This window comes from Bacillus sp. FSL K6-0268, from assembly GCF_038005425.1.
GTDB lineage: Bacteria > Bacillota > Bacilli > Bacillales > Bacillaceae_G > Bacillus_A > Bacillus_A thuringiensis_S.
Genome location: NZ_JBBOTF010000001.1, coordinates 4,540,535 through 4,557,047, shown reverse-complemented (window position 1 = coordinate 4,557,047; position 16,513 = coordinate 4,540,535). Strand labels below are relative to the sequence as shown.

Sequence of the window (16,513 nt, the reverse complement as noted above, 5' to 3'; positions counted from 1 at the left end):
TTACCTCATCACTTCATATAATTTTGGCATTGTCTCTTTTACAATACCTTCAAATTGTTTTACTTCTTCCATCGTGTTATCTGGTGCCAAACTAATACGAATAGCGCTTGCAGCTGCTGCATGCGGCACTCCCATCGACACTAACACTCTGCTTACTTCATTTGCTTTTGAAGAACAAGCTGATTTCGTTGACACATATACACCGTGTTCTTCTAAAGCATGAACGACTACTTCTGGTTTTAAACCAACAAATGATACATTTAAAATGTGCGGTGCTGCATATGCAAGCGATGTATTAATCGTCACATCTTCCATCTCTTTAAAGAAGCTGACAAGCTCCGCTTGTAAACCTTGCAAATGAGCTACCTTTTCTTTCACTTGTTCCATTGTCATGCGAAGTGCTTTCACCATCGCTACAATGCCAGGTAAATTCTCTGTACCAGAGCGATACTTAAGCTCTTGTTGACCACCTGATAAAATCGGATCTAATCTTACGCCATCACGTATATAAAGAAGACCCGTTCCTTTTACACTGTGGAATTTATGTCCAGATATTGAGCAAAGATCAATATGAGAAGCATATAAATCAAGCGGTACTTTTCCTATCCCTTGTACATGATCTACATGGAATCTTATTTTCGGATGATTCGATAATAAAGTTCCAATTTCAGCAACGGGCTGAATTGCTCCAGTTTCGTTGTTCACATGAATAATTGATACAAGAATCGTGTCTTCACGAATTGCTCGTTTTACATCCTCTACCGATACAACACCGTGCTCGTTAACCGGTAAATATGTTACATCAAATCCGAGTTCTTCTAATTGCTTATATGCCTCAAACACAGACGCGTGTTCAATATTTGTTGTAATGATATGTTTGCCGCGCGAACGATTCCTCATTGCTATCCCTTTAATCGCAAGGTTGTTTCCTTCCGTTCCACCTGATGTGAAAATAATTTCAGAAGGTTTAACGTGAAGAAGCTGCGCTGCAATCGTTCTTGATTGTGTTAATAGACGCTCTGCCTCTCCTCCAAGCGAATGAATAGAAGAAGGATTACCAAAATATTTCCCAGCAACCGTCACGTACGATTGAAGGGCTTCTGGATATGGCTTCGTCGTCGCACTATTATCAAAATAGATCATGGTTCTTCCCCTTTCAGCGCTATCACATCATATAATCATATCATAAATACGTGTCATTACGCTAAGACTACGCAAAGGTTCCGTTTTATCCCGATTAGTGAATAATAATAATTAGTGAGATCCCCCCACTGATTACAGTTTCACTTTATTTTGAAACGAATAACCTTACTGTATTCCGCTATTCATTATAGCAACATCGCCTGCAAAATTACACAAAAAAACAAACCCTTTATGAAAGGGTTTGTTCATTGTCTACATATTCAGCTATTTTTTGAACAACACCAGGTTCAAGTTGCTCTAGTACAGAAGCTGCTTGTTCTAAAGCTGCATCGTATTGATATTCACGGAATAATTTCTCCGCATAATTTAAGCTTTCTGCAAGGCTTTCATCATGACTGCGGTAACGGTTACCGTATTGAATTAATTTTTCAACTAAATACGCTTGTCCAATTAACTCTTCTGTCATTTCAGCTACACCGTTCACAGTTGTGTATGCTTCTTCTAAACTGCTATTTACAGCGTTCATATTTAACGGCTTCACTTCTAATTGTTCATATACAGCTTGCATTGCCATTTGCCCTCTTTTTAAATCTTCCATAATACTCTCTGGAAGACCTGGCAAATTCGACTTTTGCATAAAGCGTTTCGTTTCGAAAATAGTATTTCGCATTTCTTGTAACTTCTCACGCGCTTCAAACTCTTCTTTACGCATCGTTTGCAGCATCTCTTTATATTCTGCATGAAGTATTTTTAACGTTTCACATTGCTCATAAACCTCTTCTAGTTCCTCACGAATAATAGAGAAGGCAATATCTTGTTCAGCAACGCGTAATTGTAGCATTTCAAAACGTTTCGTTAAAATGTGCATTTGCTTTTCAATTACTTTTTGAGATTCAATATCCTTATCTTGCAATTGATAGCTTTGTTTCACAAGTTGTGTTTCTGTTTTCGTTTCAATCGTTTCGATACGTATTTCTTCTAAGTCTTCATAAACAGAAAGTGTTTTTTGCTCCACATAATGTCTCGCATGCACCTCTTGCTCAAGTTGATCATAGAAACCATCTAAACGAGTTTTTAAGTCTTCCACTTTTTCAGCCGCTTCTGTTATATGAAGCTCCTGTATATCCATTAAACATGTGTTTAGTTGTGTCGTCATATCACGAACTTCTTTAGGGACTTCCAAATACTCTAATACATAACCTTGTCTTACCATATCATTATGACCCTGTAATAAATCTTCCAGTTGAACTGGTAGCGTCGCTTGACACTCTACTAATAAATCTGGAATTTGGTGAATAATGATTTCTAAACCAGCTAAACCTTCTTCTAAACTAATAACAATTTCTCTCGCTTTTAAGTAGTCACCATTATCTGTTGCTTCTTCAAAACTTTTAAATTTATTAGATTCAGCGTCTAGCATCTCTTCGATTTTCTGCTCTGCTGCCCCATACATATGTCTATGAGCAAGAACACTCTTTTTCATACTACGATATGTATCACGTAACCCTTCAATTTCCGAGCTATTTTTCTCATGGCTTTCTAACAATTGCTGTAATTCATTTAAAACACCTGTAATACGATTATCAGCGTCATCTAAACCACTTATGGATTCGTTCATCGCATGCTTTGCTTTTCGGAAGGAGAATTGCGAGGCGAATTTTCGCGCTTGCGCTAAATCTTTGTCAGCTTTCGGAAGGGTTGTTGATACAATTTCATCCCATTCTTCACGCCATTTACCAAACAGTTCTTCTGTTTGACCCGTCATGTTTAAATCTTTTACCCGTTTTAGTTCATCTGCCACAGGTTTATCTTTTATCTCTTGTTTCCACTGCTCCAGTGCTTCAATATCTTTATATGAACGATTTCTTATCACAAGCTCTATCATGAGCAGCACTAGAATAGAGCTTACTACAATGATAACGATCGTCAGGATAGAATCCATGCAAAAAAGCCTCCTAGTTATATCTCTTTTTTTGTCCGTTCCGTTTATGAAATGGAAGGCATTATGTATAAAAAGGGAATTCCCCTATATTTAACAACTAACAATGTACTAATCATACCATGTAATGGCTTGTTTTTGACCTAGTTTTTTTTAAAATTTCATGTTTCTTTCAATGCGATTGTAATCTTTCTCAATATTCCGCCTACCTCACTACCTATCCTCAAATGATTGTAATAACAAACAATCTTTCGTATGAGATACGAAATAAATTTTCCGCATGAGTGGTGGTTCAACAGAAATTCCATGTACATTTCCCTGCCTTACAGACTGCTCTACTGCCCTTTCTGGAAGTAAAGTAATGCCAAGGCCAGCTTTTACCATTGCAAGCATCGGTTCTGCGTAAGATGTTTCCACAGCTATAGTTGGTTTTACACCTATCTCATGAAACATGTTCATAATCATTTTCCTTACATCGCATATTTCTGGATATACAATTAATTTTTCATTTTGCAGCTCTTCTATTTGAATGACTTTCTTCTCTTTATACGGATGATTATTTGAAATGACACAAACAATTTTCTCTTGTTGCACTTCTTTTATATACGTAGCACCTTCTACTACTGAATCGATGAACATCGCGTCGATCTCCCGCGCTTTAAATAAATCTCTTAATACTTCCGTATGTCCGATTTGCCACTCTACTTCGAGCTCATCACCTAATACATCTTTACACTCTAATATGTAATGCTCTGCTAAACTCGGTAGTATACCAATTGAAAACTTTCGGTTCTCTTGATACCCCCTCATTTCTGTTTTCACTTCATTTATTTGTTCCAAAATCGGTAGCATTCTTTTTATAAATAACTCTCCTGCCTCCGTTAACTCCACTCCTTGCGCAGAACGCTTAAGTAAAGTAACCTCTAAATCCGCTTCTAACTTTCGAATTTGCTTACTAAGCGCTGGTTGAGATATATGTAAAATTTTACTTGCCTTTGATAAACTTCGCGTATGCTTCACTTCGATAAACGATCGTACTGCCTCCAAATCCATCGTACACACCTCTAACAAAAAGTTATAACCGTTATAAGAAATCGATATTTCCTCCTATAAACAATTACTCTTTATACTTATTTCATCAACTTACTATAACGAAATGCAAAGGGGAAAGATACTCTTGAACAAAAAACAAATGCTACTCGGATCCTTTCTATGCTTACTCGCCGTCACTGCCTGGGGATTTATGTTTCCTGTAATGCCAAATGCTCTGCAATTTATCGATCCGTTCTTCTTCACAACGATTCGCTATGGATCAGCAGCTATTATTTTTCTTATTTTGCTATTAATTACTGAAGGGAAGACTTCACTCCGCTTAGAAAAAAGAACACTTTCTCTGTTCTTTTACGGGACAGTCGGTTTCGCAGGATATGGTTTTCTCGTTTTCTACGGACAACAACTTGCTGGACCTTCCGGAGCAATTCATGCAGCTATGATTCAGTCTCTTATGCCACTGATCGCCTTATCACTGCAATGGGTAACGAAAAATCGTCGCCCACAAAACTACACATTTCTTTGTATGTTCGTTGCATTACTTGGTGTGATGCTTGTCATTTCAAAAGGAAATATTCACTTATTATTTGGAGCTGCAAGCCACTTATCGACAAACATATTAATGCTATGCGGCGTTACTTGCTGGGTCATTTATACAAACGGAGGTGCTCGTTTTCAATCCTGGTCACCACTTAGGTACACGACATTAACTTGTTTATTTGGCTCCATTTCACTCATCGTTATTGTTACTTTCTTAACGTACACAAATATAGTTACTATGCCGTCACTGCGTAAAGTTGTGAGCGTTCGTTTTGAGCTCTTTTATATGTCGATTATCGCAGGAGTTATCGCTGTATTTTGCTGGAATATGGGAAATCGCTATATTTCATCTATTAACGGCATATTATTTATGAATTTAGTTCCTATTCTTGCACTGATCGGTTCTATCTTTCGAGGTTATACAGTCGATAAAATTGAAATCGCTGGAGCAACGTTAACAATTATCGCGCTATTATGTAACAATTTATGGCAAAGAAAAATAAACATAAAACTCCCCACCTCAGTTCGTTAGGTGGGGATTCTTCACATATGAACAGCTCTTGGCCATTCATGGTACATATTCGCTTTACATAATGCTTGTTCCATCCATTGCTCAATCTCTTTCGTGTACATTTCTATGAAAAATGTCTCAGACGGGAAAGAATGCAGTACTTCTGATATATATTGTGGATATAAAAACGGCATATTTATCATGCCTTTTAATTGCGTCATAAACATTGTAAATGATACTTTCTGAAATTCTTGTTTTATTTGTCCTTGCCTAATAATTTGCTCTATATAATATCTTTCTTTAGAAAAATAAACGGTCATCACTTCACGAATTAATGTCGTATCAAGCGAAAGCTCTCGGTAGAAGAAACGTGTTAGTTCTCTATTTTCAAATTGATATCGTAACATCCCACGCACCATTTGCACCATCACATCTTTAGCCGACAAATACTCTCTCTGTTCAAACGAAATTTCAATCACATGAATATACCCTTCTAAAAAATCAGTAATAAGCTGTTCTAATAAACCTTGCTTCCCAGCAAAATAATATGAAATATTCGCTACATTCACATCCGCTCGCTTTGCAATGTCTCGCACCGACGTTCCATCATAACCTTTCGTATTAAACAACGATATTGCCGCATCAATTACTTTTTGTTTCGTCTGCTTCATGCGCTCACTTCCTCTCAATGAACAGCTATAGTTTAAATTTCTTGACTTTTAAGACAAATTCCTTTAATTTTCTATCGACAAAGTCATGTGAAATACATCGTATTTTGCTAATATTTTACACATCTCGATAAAAAAGGAGCTGTTTCCATGTTTACTAAAGAAAGTTATGCAGGATCTCGCGTGCAGCAATATGAGACAGTAATTAAACAACTGGATGCGTTATTAACTGGCGAATCAAACGTAGTCGCAAACTTATCAAATGCGTCCGCATTATTAAACCAATTTTTAGATCGCGTTAATTGGGTTGGCTTTTATGTAACAGAAGGAAATCAGCTTGTCCTTGGACCGTTCCAAGGAATGCCTGCTTGCGTACGCATTCCATTTGGACGAGGCGTTTGCGGCGTAGCAGCTGAAACGAAAACAACTCAGCTTGTAGCGGACGTTCACCAATTCCCAGGTCACATCGCTTGCGATAGTGCTTCTAATTCGGAAATCGTTGTACCGATTGTGAAAGAAGGAGCTGTCATTGGTGTACTTGACATTGATAGTCCTGAAAAAAATCGTTTTGATGAAGTAGATCAGCGCTATTTAGAAAAGTTTGTGGAGACACTCCTAAAACATATGTAAAAAGAAAAGAGCGAGTTATCGACTTAGTACGTCCTGTACAAAACCGATAGCTCACTCTTTTTTTATTGATTAACAGTAGATATTTTCTTTAATGCCTGCTCTAAATCAGAAACGATATCCTCCCACGATTCTAAACCGACCGATAAGCGTATTAAATTATCGAAAATGCCCATTTCTTTTCTTAGTTCAGCCGGAATCGCAGCGTGCGTCATCGTTGCTGGATGCTGAATTAATGTTTCTGTATCGCCTAAACTTACCGCAATTGTAATAAAGTGAAGATCATTAATAAACGCTTGCGTCTCTTCTTTTCCGCCTTTTACTGAAAAAGAAATAACACCGCCCCCGCGTTTCATTTGACGAGATGCTAACTCCCCTTCTGGATACCAAACATCTTCTACCACATCATGTTTTCTTAAGAACGATACAATTTTTTCTGCATTATCACAATGACGATCCATTCTTACTGCTAACGTCTTTAACCCGCGTAATAATAACCACGCATCAAACGGCGCCATAATACCGCCGATATCTTTTCGCATCGGGCGAATCTTTTCAGCTAACGCTTTCGTTTTACAAATCGTTACACCCGCTACAACGTCACCATGGCCACCAATATATTTTGTCGCACTATGCACAACAGCGTCACAACCAACCTCAAGCGGTCTTTGTAAATAAGGCGAACAAAACGTATTATCAACAATGACAAGTAAGCCATTTTGCTTCGCAACCTGAATCACTTGTTTTAAATCGATTAATTTCATTGTTGGATTAATCGGTGTTTCAACGAAAATAAGCTTTGTATTCGAACGAATTTTATTTTCAATATTAGCCTCTGTCTCCATGTCACAAAACGAATGCGTAATCATAAATTTTTCTTCTAACACTTCTAAAAAACCGTACGTACACCCATATAATCCGTTTGAACAAATAATATGATCTCCAGCCTTTAAAAAACCAATTAAAGTTGCTGAAATAGCTGCCATACCAGATCCGAAGGCAAGTGCCTCTTCTCCTCCTTCTAACACCGCCATACGTTCTTCAAATAATTTCACAGTTGGATTTCCAAGCCGGGAGTAAATATAAGATGGATCCACTCCCGCAAAACTCGCCTCTCCTTGCTGCGCAGTCTCAAATGTAAATGTAGAAGTTTGAAATAAAGGTGGTGTTAAACTTCCTTTATGTTCCTCAGGTGTATAACCGTGATGAATTAACGCTGTCTCCATATGCTTCTTTTTCATAAAAACATCCCCTTTATGTTTTTATCCCGCATATTCACCAATAAAAACTGATGAACGTTTTTACTACATTTTATGTAAGCGTTTTATTTGTGTTTCTATCTCTTCTTTTATATTGTTTTAAATTCCTTCTTATATTAATTTCCAAAATTTATATGCATAAAACAAAAACGTACTCGCTTGACGAAACTCTGGGTAAAAGATATAATAGCGTTTGTGTAAAATAAAAAGGCAGCCTTGTAATGTGAGTTTATCGTTTGTATTTTGTTCCTCTACGGAGGTGTATCTCGTAACTCCCTGCTGCTGGAGCGAAGGTACATGAAAACAAAATGCCCGTAAATATCGATTACGTCTGTTTTTATTTTACGTAAATAAAAACATTTTTAAAGGAGGAGTCAACTATGGCTCGTTATACAGGTCCAGCTTGGAAACTGTCTCGTCGTCTTGGAATCTCTCTAAGCGGCACAGGAAAAGAATTAGAAAAACGCCCTTACGCACCAGGTCCTCACGGTCCTAACCAACGTAAGAAACTTTCAGAATACGGTTTACAATTACAAGAGAAACAAAAACTTCGTCACATGTACGGCATGACTGAGCGTCAATTCCGTCGCACATTTGACCAAGCAGGTAAAATGCCTGGTAAGCACGGCGAAAACTTCATGATCCTTCTTGAAGCTCGTCTTGACAACTTAGTTTACCGTATGGGCTTAGCTCGCACTCGTCGTGCAGCTCGCCAATTAGTAAACCACGGTCACATCATGGTTGATGGCGCTCGCGTAGATATCCCATCTTACCGTGTAAAACCTAACCAAACTATCAGCGTTCGCGAAAAATCTAACAGCCTTGTTGTTGTTAAAGAAGCGATCGAAGTTAACAACTTCGTACCAGAATACTTAACTTTCGATGCTGACAAATTAGAAGCTACTTACACTCGTCACGCTGAGCGTGCTGAGTTACCAGCTGAAATCAACGAAGCATTAATCGTAGAGTTCTACTCTCGTTAATGACAAAAAGCCAATCCTGTGGATTGGCTTTTTTCAATTCCCCCATTATTTTTATATCCTACATAACATAAAAATCCCAATACCCTATACTCCCATCTAAAACAAAAAGAATAACCTCCCTGTTTCCATAAAGAACTCTGTTATATTATGAATTTTCACGGAATAACAATAATATTAAAGATTTTTAAACTTTATAACGAGGAGACATTGATATGGAATTCAGAAATGACATAAACAAAATAGCTAACCAAATTTTAGAACGAACAGAGTACATAACTAATGAAGAAATGACCAAGCAATCATTAATTATTCCTTTTCTTCAAAAACTAGGTTATGACGTTTTTAATCCTTTAGAAGTTAGACCTGAGTATGTTGCAGACTTCGGAACTAAGAAGGGAGAAAAAGTCGATTATGCGGTTTTTAAAAATGGGGTTCCAATTATTTTAATCGAGGCAAAATCTGTAACAGAAAATCTCCTTAAACACGATGCGCAACTATCTAGATATTTCAATGCCTTACCTGATGTCAAAGTAGGGGTACTAACTAATGGTGTAGAATACAAGTTTTATACTGATTTAACAAATGACAATGTGATGGATGAAAAACCTTTCTTCACATTCAGCATGGATAATTTAACTAATTTAGATATTGAAACGATTGAAACTTTTACAAAAGAAAATTTTGAAGCTGAAGAAATCGTAAAATATGCTGAAGAGCTTATTTATATGACCAATTTAAACTCTACAATTAAAGAACTATTTAAAAATCCTTCAGATGACTTCCTTCGTTTTCTAATTAGAGACTTTAGCTCAACTAGAATTACAAATAACGTTTTAGAGCGATTCCGACCAATCGTTAAAAAAGCAATTAATCGAACACTATTAGAAATAATCAGTGATGGTTTAACACCAAAAGAAACAAAAACATCGGAGAAAATAGAAACAAGCCTAGTTGCAGCTGCTTCTACCGAAATAATTGAAGACATTAACAAAGAAGACAAAACAGATAGAGTTTTCACTACAGAAAATGAACTAACCGCATTTAACATTGTTAAAGAGATTTTAACTGAGCATCAAAGAGATATCAGTAACCTCAAATATAAAGATACCATTAGTTATTTTTGTATCATGAATCGTGTAATCACAAAATGGTTTATACGTCTCTTCCTTGATGGCGATGCAAAATCCTTAGTTGTAAGACTCGATTTAGAAGCTACGAAACAGCTATGCCCTAATTTTGTGGTTGAACAAGCCCCAAAATCACAGGGAGTGAGTAGAATTTTTATTGATAACGTTAATGACTTAAAAGATCTGGAAGCACTTATTACTTCGTGCTATGATCAAATTTTAGCTAATGTTTAAAAGAGAAAAATGTACGCTCTTTTTCCAACAACCTGACAAAAAGCCAATCCAATGGATTGGCTTTTGAAGTTTATATATAAAATAAAGTTATTTATTTTCCTTTTTTTGAACATATACATAAGCATCTTTCTGCTCTTTATGTATATCAACCTTCGAATTCTCTGCAAGTTGACCCGCGTTTAGCAAAGAAAAAATAATCAACGCTTCTAGTGACATTTCGTTTTACCACTCCTTTCTAATTGTTATACGTTTATCATACCGCTTACATGTGATTTCCGTATGAACTCGAAAAGGAGATTAAAACAAAAAAAGCTTTGAGGAATTTCCCCAAAGCTTTTTATTTATTAGTAACGAATTAAGAAATATTTCTTTTTACCGCGGCGAATGATTGTAAATTTACCTTCGATGCGGTCGTTTTCTGTTACAACGTAGTCTAACGCTTGTGTACGCTCACCGTTTACGTAGATTGCGCCGTTCGTTACATCTTCACGTGCTTGACGTTTTGATGGAGAGATTTTGCTTTCTACAAGTAAGTCGATTAATACTGTATCTTCTGCAGTACGTTCTACAGATGGTACGTCTTTGAATCCTTGTTCAATTTCGCTTGCAGTTAGTTCTGCTACAGAACCGCTGAATAGTGCAGCTGAAATTTTAATCGCTTGCTCTAATGCTTCTTCGCCGTGAACAAGTTTTGTCATTTCAGAACCTAATGCTTTTTGTGCTGCACGTTTTTCTGGTGCTTCAGCTACTTGCTTTTCAAGCTCAAGAATTTCTTCATGAGATAAGAATGTGAAGTATTTTAAGTATTTAACAACGTCGCGGTCATCTGTGTTAATCCAGAATTGGTAGAACTCGTAAGGAGTTGTTTTCTCTGGGTCTAACCAAATTGCGCCGCCTTCTGTTTTACCAAACTTCGTACCGTCAGATTTTGTAACAAGTGGAATTGTTAAACCGAATGCTTTCGCATCTTCCTCTGATTTACGAATTAATTCAAGACCAGCTGTAATGTTACCCCATTGGTCACTACCACCGATTTGCAGACGGCAATTATGTTGTTGGTATAAGTTTAAGAAGTCGTATGATTGTAAAATCATGTAACTGAACTCAGTGAATGAAATACCAGTTTCTAAACGAGATGCTACTGTATCTTTTGCTAACATATAGTTTAAACCGAAGTTTTTACCGATATCGCGTAAGAATGAAATTACATCTAAGCTACCAAGCCAGTCATAGTTGTTAGCCATCGTTGCTGGGTTGTCCACGTTTTCAAACTCTAAGAAGTTTGAAAGTTGGTTTTTAATGCTTTCTGTGTAGTAAGCAACTGTATCTTTCGTATTTAATGTACGTTCTGCTTTTTTACCACTCGGGTCACCGATCATACCAGTACCACCGCCAACAAGTGCGATTGGTTGGTGGCCAGCTAATTGGAAACGACGTAACATTAATACTGGTAACATATGACCAATATGTAAACTATCCGCTGTCGGGTCGAAACCACAGTATAATTTAACGCTTTCTTTTTCTAATAATTGCTCAAGGCCCTCAGCATCTGTTTGCTGATTAATTAGACCGCGAAATTCAAGATCTTGTAAAATACCCATATCCTACATACTCTCCTTTAAGTTCATTACTGGCGTGAAGGTTGAAAACATAAAAAAATCGCCCCTTCAAATAAGGGACGATTTTGATTATCGCGTTACCACCCTAGTTGCAGGCCAAAAAGCCTACCACCTTATTTACATAACGGCTTAGCACCGTCTTTTCCCTTTTGAATACAATTCAATCGAAAAAAGATGCTCTAGGGGCGTAATTCGCGATCATCTATGTGCTGATTTCCACCGACCATCAGCTCTCTAAAACAGGGAAATGATCACTACTTCTCCCTTTCCACGCTCAATTATTCATATACTTTTCTTTATACCATCATTTATATAGGCGTGTCAAATAGAGGTGGAATTTCTCTTCTTTCCAATCCTTTACAACGTCACAAAGAGTATCGTAATAAGAGAAAGAATTGGAACCCCAACTAACAACGATACATGAAACACAACCGATAAATCATTCCCAATGGTCGCCTCCACAGGATCTTTCGCCGGGGAACCAAGAAACCCGATTAATCGATCGAATCGACTTACCGTTTTTGGAAAGTCTGGTATTTCTACATGATCACTATCTAAATGTTGCTTTAACTTATATTCACTCTTAAAGGGATTTTCGCTCAATTTCGTCCACCTCCAGCAATTGTTTCAATTTCTTTATTCCATTATGAAGTCTCGATTTCACTGTTCCAATCGGAATGTTTAATATTTCTGCAATTTCTTTTTGCTGCATATCATGATAATAAGAAAGGATTAGGACCGCTCTTTGCTCTTCTGGAACTTTCAAAATTGCTTCTCTTACTGTGAGCCGATCTTCGTGAGAAAATTCTTTTTCCGGAATCGGCACTAAAAATGGCAAAAGCGTACGCCACTTTTTTCTCCTATTTAATTTATTAATCATAAGACGATAACCAATTTGAAATAAATACGTTTTTATTTTACCTTTTTCAATTTCATACATATGTTTCTTACGCTCTAGCGTCAAAAACGTATCTTGCACAAGATCGATACTTAATTGTTCATCTCGGTTAAATCGATATAAAAATGTGTATAGCGCTGGTTTGATTAAAATATATAGTCTTTCTCCCGCTTGTTTATCTCCACTTTGATACGCAAGCATGAGCTCCTCCTCAATCCCAATCTGCGCCATGATTTTTGATCTCCTTTATTCCTTTTAACGTTAATGAAATACGGGAAATTAAATATGCAATCGCAATAAAAATCCACAATTGTGATTGATTTGTAAAAAATTGCACATATGGGTTTTGAATCGTAAATCCCATTGCAACTAAAGTATTTAACGCTTGCACACATATGCATGCATACAACGCAAGGCAGACAGAAATAGTGTCAAATACATTCCAGCGAAAATACACTTTTGTTTTTGTAAAATCAATTTTATATCCATTTTTCCGTACTATATGTTTTCTATCAAATGGAATAATGATTGAAAACAGAACACCCATTATAACTCCAGCTGTAAGCATTGATACTCTATATCCAATTGGTATCGGTAAGAAAAGACCACAAGAAAATACAACTATAATTCCAATTAAAGCAAAAGCAAGAAGTAATTTATTAGACATATAAAAGCCTCCCTCATCTATTCTTTCATAAATGTATACAGACGAGGAAGGCACTTCGTTCAAATATTATTTTAGTTTTTTTATAATCTTTGCAGGATTCCCGCCAACTACTACATTATTAGGCACATCTTTCGTTACGACAGCACCAGATGCGATCACCGCATTGTCTCCAATTGTTACACCTGGATTAATAATTGCTCTTCCGCCAATCCATACGTTATCGCCAATTGTAACTGGTTTTCCGTATTCTGATCCGCTTATACGCTCAATTGGATCAAGCGGGTGCGTTGCTGTATAAATGTGAACACCTGGAGCTAACATACAATTCACTCCGATCGTCACCGGGCATACGTCTAAAATTGTACAGTCAAAGTTCGCGTAAAACTTTTCGCCAACGTGAATGTTATAGCCGTAATCACATCTAAAAGAAGATTCAAGATGAATATTATCTCCTGTCGTTCCGAATAATTCTTTTATGATTTCGCTACGCTCTTTCAATTGCTCTTCTGGCGTATCATTTAATTTTCTCGTTAATATACGTGCTTGCTCTCTTTCTTGTACTAAAACTGGATCAGCCGGTATATACATTTCTCCTAGTATCATCTTTTCTTTTTCTGTTTTCATCATACTACCCCCGTTAACTTATATATATAAGTTAACAATAACATAAAAAAGGCCTGAACATTTTTTCGTTCAGACCTTCCTCTCTTAATCTTCCATCGTTGATAAGTCACCTGTTGGTAAATTCAGCTCCCACGCTTTTAATACGCGGCGCATAATTTTACCACTTCTCGTTTTCGGTAATTTATCTCTAAATTCAATTTGTCGTGGCGCTGCATGAGCTGCTAGGCCTTTCTTTACAAATTGACGAATTTCTTCTTTTAATTCATCAGATGGTTCGTATCCTGCTCGAAGTGCGATAAATGCTTTAATAATTTCGCCACGCACTGGATCAGGAATACCAATTACACCTGCTTCTGCAACAGCAGCATGCTCGATTAATTTACTTTCTACTTCAAACGGACCAACGCGCTCACCTGACGTCATAATTACATCGTCAATACGTCCTTGGAACCAGAAGTATCCATCTTCATCCATATAGGCAGAGTCACCTGATACGTACCAATCTCCCGGCATGAAATAAGATTCATACTTTTGCTGGTTATTCCAGATCCCGCGCATCATAGATGGCCAACCTTTCGCAATTGCTAAGTTACCCATTGTGTATGGAGGAACTTCATTTCCTTCATTATCAACAATCGCTGCTTTTACACCTGGAATGGGTTTACCCATTGAACCTGGACGGATTTCCATACAAGGGTAGTTACAAATAACTTGTCCACCTGTTTCTGTCATCCACCACGTATCATGAATACGAAGTCCAAATGCATTCATACCCCAGCGAATTACTTCTGGATTTAACGGCTCACCAACGCTTAATACGTGACGAACTTGTGATAAGTCATATTTTTTAATTGCGTCTTGTCCAGCTCCCATTAACATACGGAACGCTGTCGGTGCACTATACCAAACTGTTACACCGTAATCTTGCAGTGCTTCATACCAAGCTTCCGGACTAAATCGCCCACCTAAAATAACATTTGACGCTCCAACTAACCACGGTGCGAAAATACCGTAAGCAGTTCCCGTTACCCAGCCTGGATCAGCTGTGCACCAATATACATCGTCTTCTTTTAAATCTAATACCCATTTCGCCGTTTGATAGTGCTGAACCATTGCATTTTGCGCATGAAGCACACCTTTTGGCTTACCAGTAGAACCAGACGTATAGTGAAGAATTAAACCATCTTCACGGCCTAACCATTCAATATGTAATTCTTTTGAAGCTTGTTCAAATAAAGGATTGAACGCTACCGTTTTACCGCCTTCTTCTACATTATCTCCAACAAGAAAAACTGTTTTTAAAGCAGGTAAATCATTTAATGGTACACGCTCTAATAACTCAGGCGTTGTAATTAACACCTTCGCTTCACTATCTTCTAAACGATCGCGAACCGCACCTTCCATAAATGCTTCAAATAACGGTCCAACAATTGCTCCTAATTTCACTGCACCTAAAAGTGCGAAATATAATTCTGGAGAACGTGGCATAAAAATAAAAACGCGATCGCCTTTTTCTACATCGCCATAATTTTTCAGGACATTTCCTGCTTTATTAGAAAAATCCTTCATTTCCTTAAATGTATATTTCTCTTTTCGCGATCCATCTTGATAATAAAGAGCTACTTTATTCTTTCGATCGGATTTCGCATGCTTATCAATTGCCTCATACGCCATATTTACTCGGCCTGTTTCATTCCAAGTAAAGTTTTTATTAACCTCTTCCCAGTTAAAATTCGCGTATGCCTCATCATAATTCGGCAAATTATTTTCTCCTTTAATGACAGGAAGCGTTTCTACTTTCATACTTTACATCCCCCTCCTATGTATTCTATTATCTATTATAATGATATTATTTAAAATTTTCAGTATATTTGTTGGTTTTTAGACAAATTTTTAATGACAAAATTCGATTCACATCGCATATATTATAAAGTACGATATTAATAGATTCACAAACCCTCAAGGTGGTGAGCAATACATTGATTCATAAAAAAATATACAATGCTAGAAACTTAAAAACAGCGAAAGGCACTTTAATTATTGAAGGTCCTGTCTCTACACATAATCTTGAAATGTATGAATTTCATCCAGATTTAGTTGCATTTCGTCCTGCTGAACAGCAATATAAAGCAATTGTCGAAATTTCTAAATTACCAGAAGCTCGACTCATTATTGCTAGACATGACCAGATGATTGTTGGATATGTTACATATTTATATCCTGATCCACTTGAACGATGGTCAGAAGGAAAAATAGAAAACTTAATTGAGCTTGGGGCAATTGAAGTAGTTCCAGCCTTCCGCGGGAGTTCTGTCGGAAAGAACTTACTAGAGGTTTCTATGATGGACGATTATATGGAAGATTACATTATATTGACGACTGAATATTATTGGCACTGGGATTTGAAACAAACAGGATTAAATGTTTGGGAATACCGAAAAGTAATGGAAAAGATGATGAATGCCGGCGGGTTACAATGGATGGCTACAGACGATCCTGAAATTTGTTCACATCCCGCCAACTGTTTAATGGTCCGCATCGGTAAACGCGTTGATACGGATTCTATTCAAGCTTTTGATCGTCTACGTTTTCACAATCGTTTTATGTATTAATAAAGGGGGCAA

General features: G+C 37.1%; 17 protein-coding genes and 1 other annotated feature. Of the genes, 5 read left to right on the top strand and 12 right to left on the bottom strand.

What is annotated here, in order from left to right; genetic code table 11:
- The 3 genes from MHI28_RS23755 to MHI28_RS23745 form a co-directional block, all read right to left on the bottom strand.
- Nucleotides 1–1,143, bottom strand: coding sequence for a cysteine desulfurase family protein (locus MHI28_RS23755; protein WP_000638973.1), 1,143 nt, complete (start codon nucleotides 1,141–1,143; stop codon nucleotides 1–3).
- Nucleotides 1,144–1,372: 229 nt separating this feature from the next.
- Nucleotides 1,373–3,085 (bottom strand): septation ring formation regulator EzrA, encoded by a 1,713-nt coding sequence (gene ezrA, locus MHI28_RS23750; RefSeq protein WP_000377314.1) that lies wholly within the window; start codon nucleotides 3,083–3,085, stop codon nucleotides 1,373–1,375.
- Nucleotides 3,086–3,295: 210 nt separating this feature from the next.
- Nucleotides 3,296–4,135 (bottom strand): LysR family transcriptional regulator, encoded by an 840-nt coding sequence (locus MHI28_RS23745; RefSeq protein ID WP_000362542.1) that lies wholly within the window; start codon nucleotides 4,133–4,135, stop codon nucleotides 3,296–3,298.
- A 124-nt stretch (nucleotides 4,136–4,259) separates the two neighbouring features.
- Between MHI28_RS23745 and MHI28_RS23740 the strand changes: the two genes are divergently transcribed.
- On the top strand, nucleotides 4,260–5,204 hold the full coding sequence (locus MHI28_RS23740) for a DMT family transporter (RefSeq protein WP_340828312.1): 945 nt from the start codon (nucleotides 4,260–4,262) through the stop codon (nucleotides 5,202–5,204).
- Nucleotides 5,205–5,215: 11 nt separating this feature from the next.
- On the opposite strand, the gene refZ is transcribed toward MHI28_RS23740, so the two are convergent.
- Nucleotides 5,216–5,854 carry a forespore capture DNA-binding protein RefZ gene (gene refZ / locus MHI28_RS23735; protein WP_000814913.1) on the bottom strand — a complete coding sequence of 213 codons (639 nt, stop codon included), beginning with the start codon at nucleotides 5,852–5,854 and terminating at the stop codon, nucleotides 5,216–5,218.
- Between the two features lie 147 nt (nucleotides 5,855–6,001).
- Between refZ and MHI28_RS23730 the strand changes: the two genes are divergently transcribed.
- Nucleotides 6,002–6,481, top strand: a complete 480-nt coding sequence (locus MHI28_RS23730) for a GAF domain-containing protein (protein WP_000494340.1) — start codon at nucleotides 6,002–6,004, stop codon at nucleotides 6,479–6,481.
- 62 nt (nucleotides 6,482–6,543) lie between these two features.
- On the opposite strand, the gene megL is transcribed toward MHI28_RS23730, so the two are convergent.
- Nucleotides 6,544–7,719: a methionine gamma-lyase gene (gene megL / locus MHI28_RS23725; protein ID WP_000726568.1), complete on the bottom strand. Its 1,176-nt coding sequence runs from the start codon at nucleotides 7,717–7,719 to the stop codon at nucleotides 6,544–6,546.
- Between the two features lie 398 nt (nucleotides 7,720–8,117).
- On the opposite strand from megL, the gene rpsD reads away from it, so the two are divergent.
- The gene (gene rpsD / locus MHI28_RS23720; RefSeq protein WP_000135320.1) at nucleotides 8,118–8,720 is read left to right on the top strand and encodes a 30S ribosomal protein S4; all 603 of its coding nucleotides are present in this window, start codon (nucleotides 8,118–8,120) and stop codon (nucleotides 8,718–8,720) included.
- Nucleotides 8,721–8,932: 212 nt separating this feature from the next.
- Complete coding sequence (locus MHI28_RS23715) at nucleotides 8,933–10,081, top strand: type I restriction endonuclease (protein WP_000395711.1); 1,149 nt, start codon at nucleotides 8,933–8,935, stop codon at nucleotides 10,079–10,081.
- A gap of 87 nt (nucleotides 10,082–10,168) precedes the next feature.
- On the opposite strand, the gene MHI28_RS23710 is transcribed toward MHI28_RS23715, so the two are convergent.
- From MHI28_RS23710 to acsA, 7 genes are all read right to left on the bottom strand, one after another.
- Nucleotides 10,169–10,297: a hypothetical protein gene (locus MHI28_RS23710; RefSeq protein WP_000050941.1), complete on the bottom strand. Its 129-nt coding sequence runs from the start codon at nucleotides 10,295–10,297 to the stop codon at nucleotides 10,169–10,171.
- A 128-nt stretch (nucleotides 10,298–10,425) separates the two neighbouring features.
- Nucleotides 10,426–11,682: a tyrosine--tRNA ligase gene (tyrS, locus tag MHI28_RS23705; protein WP_000512092.1), complete on the bottom strand. Its 1,257-nt coding sequence runs from the start codon at nucleotides 11,680–11,682 to the stop codon at nucleotides 10,426–10,428.
- Nucleotides 11,683–11,752: 70 nt separating this feature from the next.
- Nucleotides 11,753–11,980: a binding site (T-box leader), on the bottom strand.
- Between the two features lie 77 nt (nucleotides 11,981–12,057).
- Nucleotides 12,058–12,303: a hypothetical protein gene (locus MHI28_RS23700; RefSeq protein WP_001293784.1), complete on the bottom strand. Its 246-nt coding sequence runs from the start codon at nucleotides 12,301–12,303 to the stop codon at nucleotides 12,058–12,060.
- Nucleotides 12,284–12,829, bottom strand: a complete 546-nt coding sequence (locus MHI28_RS23695; protein ID WP_000057198.1) for an RNA polymerase sigma factor — start codon at nucleotides 12,827–12,829, stop codon at nucleotides 12,284–12,286. Before MHI28_RS23695 ends, MHI28_RS23700 begins: the two co-directional genes overlap by 20 nt.
- Entirely contained in the window at nucleotides 12,810–13,265 is a 456-nt protein-coding gene (locus MHI28_RS23690; RefSeq protein ID WP_000066429.1) for a hypothetical protein, read from the bottom strand. The genes MHI28_RS23695 and MHI28_RS23690 overlap by 20 nt, the downstream gene beginning before the upstream one ends.
- 66 nt (nucleotides 13,266–13,331) lie before the next feature.
- The gene (locus MHI28_RS23685) at nucleotides 13,332–13,892 is read right to left on the bottom strand and encodes a maltose acetyltransferase domain-containing protein (RefSeq protein ID WP_043311202.1); all 561 of its coding nucleotides are present in this window, start codon (nucleotides 13,890–13,892) and stop codon (nucleotides 13,332–13,334) included.
- 81 nt (nucleotides 13,893–13,973) lie between these two features.
- The gene (gene acsA, locus MHI28_RS23680; protein WP_000862049.1) at nucleotides 13,974–15,692 is read right to left on the bottom strand and encodes an acetate--CoA ligase; all 1,719 of its coding nucleotides are present in this window, start codon (nucleotides 15,690–15,692) and stop codon (nucleotides 13,974–13,976) included.
- A 176-nt stretch (nucleotides 15,693–15,868) separates the two neighbouring features.
- Here acsA and acuA point away from each other — a divergent pair, with 176 nt between their 5' ends.
- Complete coding sequence (acuA, locus tag MHI28_RS23675) at nucleotides 15,869–16,501, top strand: acetoin utilization protein acetyltransferase AcuA (protein ID WP_000581392.1); 633 nt, start codon at nucleotides 15,869–15,871, stop codon at nucleotides 16,499–16,501.
- Nucleotides 16,502–16,513 lie beyond the last annotated feature (12 nt).